Below are 4,992 nucleotides of genomic sequence, written 5' to 3'. Positions count from 1 at the left end.
GCCCGGTAGGCGTCAAGATCAGGCGTGACGCGAAAGCCGTGGCCATGCAGGTTGCCCCCCCCCCCCGCCCCGAAGGCCCGGCAATGCGCCCCGGCCTTGACCTCGCAATTGTAGATGCCGCGCTCGCGCGTGCCGCGCCGCCAATGGGTGGTCGAAATCGCCTCCCAACCGGCGCGGTCCATTTCGGCGACCCCGTCCGCGTAGTAATGACCCAGTTCCGTGGGGGCAGCGGGGCGCAGCTTGCCCTTGTCCTGTGCGATCAGCAGCGGCGTGCCGGGGATGGCCTTGAGCGAGTAGAGGTCGAGCCCGTCGAGCCCCAGCGCCGCGGCCGTCCGCACATCCGCTCGAAAGGTCGCGCGGTCCTGACCGGGCAGACCGTAAATCAGGTCGATTACCACCGCGCCCCGGTCGAGTGCCACCAACCCCTCGAGAAAGCGCAGCGTCTCGGCCCGCGTCGACTTGCGCCCCATGCTGCGGCGCACGCCGTCATCGAAGGTCTGCACCCCCAGCGACACGCGGTTCACGCCCGCCTCGAAGGCCGCACGCGCCTTTTCCAGCCCGAAACTGACGATCCGGCCCTCCAGCGTGATCTCGCAATCGGGCGCCAACGGCAGAAGACGGCGCAGCCCCTCGACCAGCCGCGCCAGATCGCGGGCGGCCAGCGCCGTGGGCGTGCCGCCGCCGAGATAGACTGCCCTCAGCGGGTGGCCCTGCTGCAGCGCCGTTTCCGCGCCGGCGGCCAACTGGGCGAGGACCGCGTCGACATAGGGCGCGCCCGCCTCGCGCCGCCAGGGGTTCTGGTAGAACCCGCAGAACAGACAGTGGTTCTCGCAGAACGGGACGTGGACATAGGCGACCGACGGCCCCGTTCGCGGGGTTTCCGACAGCCGCGCCCAGAGCGCGGGCAGCTCGGTATCCGGCACCGGCACGGCACCGCCCCTCGCATGCGCCCCCATCCGCCCCGGGAACGCATCGGCCAGCGGGTCGTCGGAAACGCGCGCAAAATGGGTTTCGACCTGGTCCGGACGGTTTCCGCCTGTGGCTCTCGGGACGTTCATGCGCGGGTCTCTGGGCTTTCGGGCACAGGGGACCGGGCGGAAAGCTGGGGCCTGGCGAACGGTGAATGGCGGCGGTCGGGAGCCACCATGGCATTTCCGACAATTTCTATCAGGCTTGGAGGCGCTTGAAAAGCCCCGTCGATGACATGCGAAGGCCCCGCCCCGAGAGGCCGCTCCCGGGCATGCTTGTCGCATGCGAAAAAAGTTGACTCTTTTACTCATATTGTGTCCATTCGTGATCGAGTTTCCAGCGAGCCGCCTTTCGCTCGGCGCCAGCCAGATCATCCTCTCACGTTTCAAGCGCTTGAGTGGCGCGCTTCGGCTCGGCGATTGCTCCGACGACCGGATGCGTGCGTTGCGACGCCTTGCAGTCGCCGAGGCAGACCGGACAGCACCTGCACAAGGAGACCCCTTACGATGTCGACAAGTTACCCGTTTCGCAGATCCCTGCCGCCACGGTCGCGCGCAGCGATCCTTGCGGTCATCATAGTCACGGCGCAGGCCTGCGCCGGCTTCGCCCAGCAGGTCTTTCCCGGCAAGGCCCCGCCCGAAAGGATTCCGGTCGTCATGGTCGGCGACCGGCTGGTGAATGTCGCCTGGCATCTGGGCGTGGTGCCCGAGGCCATGTCGGTCCGGGGCGATCTGTGGCCGTTCGGGCGCGTGCTGGCGAACACGTCCAGCATGATCCTGGGCTGTCCGAACTACATCGTCACGAAGGACGCCGACATCGTGCCCCGCACCCTGCGCGAGCGCGGGATCGGCACCGTCCTGATCGAGCAGTCCGCCCCCTTCGACCGCACCAAGCCGAAGCGCGACCCCATGAACCTGCTGCCGGTGCTCGAGAAGGCAGATGTGGCCACGGCGCTCGGTACAGAAGTGACGGTTCTCGATTTCACCGGCGATTTCGACACGGCGATCCGGCAGGTGGGGGCGGCGCTGGGACGCGAGGCCGAAGCCGAAAAGCTGGTCGAGACCCGCAGGGCGCAACTGGACGCGGTCTCGGCCCGCCTGCCGCTGCCGGGCCCGCGCCCGCGCGTGCTGGTGCTGGACGGCACCTTGCAGGCCGAAACCGGCAAGGCCTTCGTGCGGGCGCATCTGCCGGGGGGCTATACCGACGATTTCCTGCTGACCCCGCTGGGGGCCGAGAATGCGGCCGCCGCGCTTGCCGCAGAGGGCGTGGCCGCCTTCGCGCCCCTGCCCCGCCTTGATGCGCTGGCCGAGTGGAACCCGGACGTGATCGTGATGACGGGCGACGCGGACGCGGTGCAGCGCAAGCTGGCCGAGGCGTTGGCCCGCAACCCGGACCTCGGCCACACGGTCCCGGCGCTGACGCGCCACGCGCTGCTGTCGCTGCCCGCCTATTACGACAGCATGGTGATCGACTATCCGCAAATCCTCGGACGCTGGGCCGCTGCCTTCACCTCCCTCAACGGCAGTTGACCCGGCGCGGGTCGGCCGCGCCAAGAGCACCGGGCGCGGCCGGCTCAACTGAAACAAGGGGCGGCGCATCGCGCCGCCCCTTGCATGTCCTGATCTCTTCGCCGGTGCCGGCACCGGCGCCGGGCTACATGCCTCCGGACTTCGCCTCGGCCACCATGGCGACCACCCGCGTCCGGAGCGCCTCGGGGATCTGCTCGTCGCTGAGCCTCAGGAAGCCCCGCACGATCAGGTCGCGCGCAGCATCCTCCGCCATGCCCGAGGCCATGAGGTAGGTCAGCTTTTCGCCGTCGATCCTGCCGACCGAGGCCTCATGTGACAGCTGCGCTCCCTCGGCCAGAGCCGACAGCGAGGGCACGGCGCGGATCTCGCCCGCATCGCTCAGCTTGAGCCCGTCGCAGCCCAGAAACCCCTCGGTGCCTGCCGCCGCACCGACGAGCAGCGCGTCGTTCACGATGGTGCCGCCGGCCGAGACCATGCGCGTCACGTCCTGCGACCGGGCACCCGTCGCCGTCAACCGGGTTTCGCTGGCAAGCACCCGCTCGGTGCCCTCGGGGGCGAAGACGATGGATTGCGAGACCACGCTTGCCCCGGCCCCGAGCACCGAGACCGACCGGCTGGTGTGATGACGGATCGGCGACATCATGATCGCCGTGGAACCGAAACTGGCACCCGCCTCCATCCGCGAATAACCGTAGGAATAGACCTCCATCTCGGGCCCCCAATGCTCGACCGTGACCGCGGTGCATTTCGCGTTGGCCCGCATGTAGGTCTCGCCGATCGAGATATGTCGGCCCCTGCACACCTCGGCCGGCACCGCCGAGCCCGAGATCATCTCGACCTCGGCGCCCTCGTCGATCAGTGTGATGTCATGGGTGAACTGACGGCCCTGAGGGATTTCGAGCAGGGTGAAGCTCTGCACCGGAAGCTTTACCTTGGCGCCCGGCTTGATCCAGATGAAATGGCCCAGCGGGTCGTGCATGTGCTCGGCGACCAGCCGGACATGCTCGTTTTCTTCGGGATCGACGAGGCCGAACATCAACCCCTGAACGAAGTCATAGGTTCTGAGCGCCTGGGCCAGCGGCAGGATCTCGACGCCCGGGTCGTTCGAGAGCGCCACCCGCATCTGGCGGTCGGCCAGGATCGAGGTGCCCGCGCGGGTGGATTCGTCGGCGAACCCGACCTCGTGCAGGATGTCCTTCTCGGCATTGGTCAGGCCGCCGGGATTCGTCGTCAAGTCGTCCATCACTGTGCTCCTTGGTTTTGGCCGCGCGGTCAGGCCGCGTCCGGCACGCTGTAGCCGTGGGTCTGGATGTGGGAGAAAAGCGTCGCGGGATCGCCTGAATGGAGGATGCGCCCATCCTTCAGGACATGTGCCCGGTCCGCCGCGACGTGGCGCAGGATCAGGCCAGTATGGGTGATCACGAGGCCCGCCCGCGGCCGGCCCTCACCGTCAGGGCTGCTGACGATGCGGCGGATCGCCTGGCCGATCGCGATGACATGTTCGAGATCGACACCGCTTTCGGGTTCGTCGAACAGCATCAGGCGGGGATCCTGCAGGAACAGCTTGAGGATTTCCCAGCGTTTGATCTCGCCGCCCGAAAAGCCGACATTCATGTCGCGCCGGACGAAATCGACAAGATCAAGCGCCGCCGCTTCGCGGGCGAGCGTGTCCTCGGCCCCGAGCGCCGCCGCGAAGGCCGCCACCGAAACGCCGTCAATGCCCGGCGGGCGCTGGAACGCCATGCCGATGCCAAGCCGCGCCCGCTCCTGCAGCGGCAGGTCGGCAAGCGGCACATTGTCGAGCCGGATCGTGCCCCGCGTGATCCGGTAGGGTGGCAGGCCGAGGATGGTCGCCAGAAGGCTGGATTTGCCCGACCCGTTGGGGCCGAGCAGGATATGAATCTCGCCGGGTTTCAGCGTCAGGTCGATGGCGTCCAGAACCGGTTTGCCGGCCACTTCGACACAGAGATCGGATATCTCGAGCATGGTTTCCCCACGTGATTGCCGCGGATCGACCTGGCTCGCACTCGGGTTGGCTGGGGCCGCTTGCGACCAAGGCTAGCATATATCCGATTCTTTTCATCGGATAATCTGTCGCAGGCCGGGGCGAAACGGACGGCTGAGCCAAGGCGGGTCCGCCTGCGAACGCCCTTAACCCTCGCGTCGAGGTTGCGCGTCGAGGGACGCAACGCGACCGGGGACGAGAAGGCCACCGTCATCCGGTTTTGCCCCATGCCGGGCGCCCTGAAACCGCCGCAGGACAAAGACGGCGTCGGCAGCGCCCGCGGCGAGCGGCGGATCGTCGGCGTCCTGCGGGATCGCGACGCGGACGTTGGTCATGCCCAGATCGGCCAGTTGCCAGGGCACGCCACCGCCCCAAAGCAGATGCCCCATGCCGATGATGCCGATCATCAGCGGCGCATCGGGCCCTGCCGCAACGGCACGGATGCGGGTGGCAAAGGCCCGGTCCCAGACCTCCTGCGCGCGCACGAAG

General features: G+C 68.0%; 5 protein-coding genes. 1 reads left to right on the top strand and 4 read right to left on the bottom strand.

The genetic code is table 11. The features are described 5' to 3' along the window. On the bottom strand, positions 1-1,058 hold a 1,058-nt coding region (gene hutW / locus ENN83_RS13335), incomplete at its 3' end, for a heme anaerobic degradation radical SAM methyltransferase ChuW/HutW (RefSeq protein ID WP_287187717.1). Positions 1,059-1,475: 417 nt separating this feature from the next. On the opposite strand from hutW, the gene ENN83_RS13330 reads away from it, so the two are divergent. Then, positions 1,476-2,498 carry an ABC transporter substrate-binding protein gene (locus ENN83_RS13330; RefSeq protein WP_287187716.1) on the top strand — a complete coding sequence of 341 codons (1,023 nt, stop codon included), beginning with the start codon at positions 1,476-1,478 and terminating at the stop codon, positions 2,496-2,498. A 124-nt stretch (positions 2,499-2,622) separates the two neighbouring features. Here ENN83_RS13330 and ENN83_RS13325 read toward each other — a convergent pair whose 3' ends face one another. From ENN83_RS13325 to ENN83_RS13315, 3 genes are all read right to left on the bottom strand, one after another. Next, positions 2,623-3,741: a SufD family Fe-S cluster assembly protein gene (locus ENN83_RS13325; protein ID WP_287187713.1), complete on the bottom strand. Its 1,119-nt coding sequence runs from the start codon at positions 3,739-3,741 to the stop codon at positions 2,623-2,625. Between the two features lie 29 nt (positions 3,742-3,770). After that, positions 3,771-4,484 carry an ABC transporter ATP-binding protein gene (locus tag ENN83_RS13320; RefSeq protein ID WP_287187712.1) on the bottom strand — a complete coding sequence of 238 codons (714 nt, stop codon included), beginning with the start codon at positions 4,482-4,484 and terminating at the stop codon, positions 3,771-3,773. A 165-nt stretch (positions 4,485-4,649) separates the two neighbouring features. Beyond that, on the bottom strand, positions 4,650-4,992 hold a 343-nt coding region (locus ENN83_RS13315; protein WP_287187710.1), incomplete at its 5' end, for a ChaN family lipoprotein.

Origin of the sequence: Rhodovulum sp. (assembly GCF_011048875.1) — a bacterium.
In the GTDB taxonomy this organism is placed as follows: domain Bacteria; phylum Pseudomonadota; class Alphaproteobacteria; order Rhodobacterales; family Rhodobacteraceae; genus Rhodovulum; species Rhodovulum tesquicola.
Note: the sequence above shows the minus strand (reverse complement) of the source record. Positions and strands in the feature narration are given on the sequence as shown.